This window comes from Flavobacterium bizetiae (assembly GCF_902804475.1).
Lineage (GTDB): Bacteria > Bacteroidota > Bacteroidia > Flavobacteriales > Flavobacteriaceae > Flavobacterium > Flavobacterium bizetiae.
On sequence record NZ_CADCSU010000196.1, the window covers coordinates 1 to 1,332 of the forward strand.

Annotated in this window: 1 protein-coding gene; it reads right to left on the reverse strand. The window is 32.1% G+C overall.

All coding sequences use genetic code 11. From position 1 onward, the window contains the following. Positions 1 to 198 precede the first annotated feature (198 nt). Entirely contained in the window at positions 199 to 1,071 is an 873-nt protein-coding gene (locus tag FLACOL7796_RS23500; RefSeq protein WP_173973202.1) for an AraC family transcriptional regulator, read from the reverse strand. Positions 1,072 to 1,332 lie beyond the last annotated feature (261 nt).

Sequence of the window (1,332 nt, forward strand, 5' to 3'; positions counted from 1 at the left end):
GTTTAATTTATTGGGGAAAATTCCAAATTTTAAATTCCAAATTCCAATAAAAGCTTCGAGTACGCTCAGCTTGACAGATTAAAAAGTTTGCCACGAATTTCACGAATTAGCACTAATTTTTTTGCCGTAAATGAAAATATTAATTCGTGTTAATTTGTGAAATTGGTGGCAAAAAATAAAAAGCTTCCTCTTGTAGAATTAGCTAATAATAATTTTGTGTTCGTGGCGGTATTGCGAAGCGCTTTTACCGGTATATTGTTTGAATGATTTACTAAAATGACTGAAGTTGTTAAACCCGCTTTCGTAACATACTTCATTTATACTTATAGGTTTTTCGGCCAATAATTTTGATGCATGTACCAAACGATATTCGTTTACAAATTCTGTAAATGTTTTATTGGAAATCTTTTTAAAATAGCGGCAAAATGAAGGCGTTGTCATACTCACCAAACTCGAAACCTCATCTATTGCGATAGATTCCTGAAAATGATCTTTTACATAGTTAAAAATAACATTGATACGATCATTGTCCTGAGTTTGCAATTCTAACGAAAATCCGTCGGCATTAAGCACAGTATATTCTTCAGAAGAATCTAATTCATCTAAAACACTCAAAAGCGTCAGTAAACGTTCAAACGGAAGTTGTTTTTCCATCATCTCGATTTTCTTACCGATTCTTTTTTTAGTTTCTCCGCCAAAAGCGATTCCGGCTTTTGCCTGACTAAAAAGATTTCGAACCTTTTTCATCTCGGGAGCAACAAAAAAATCATTCCCTAAAAACTCAGGTTTAATATGAATAACGGTTTCATTAATATTTCCCGTTTGTTCATTCGTAAAACCACAGTGTGGCAAATTAGCACCTATCAGTATCAAACTACCATTCGTATAATAAGAAACGTGACTTCCTATTTGTCTTTTCCCCGCCCCACCATTTATATAAACCAACTCAATTTCTGGATGATAATGCCATAAATGAGCCTTACTGTTGGTTTTTTCGGCGTGCTTTGTGTAGGTAAAAGAACTTCCGTATGAGTTTGATATCACTTCAAGAGCTGGGGCAATTGTCTTCATGATAATTTCTTTAAAAAATAATAGCAAATTTAACAAAAACGCCTAAAATAATTCAAAAATTAACCTATAACGGTTTCGTAAATGAGAATACAGCATCATAATCATTAAAAGTTAAAAACCTCAAATTACCGGATTTGAGCTATTTTTTTCATGATCCGTATTTTTTTGGTACATTTTTTTAATTAATCGTATTTAGTTACCCCATTAAATACACAAACCTAACATTTGTAAGAATATTAGAACTTTTACAGAAATGTTAAT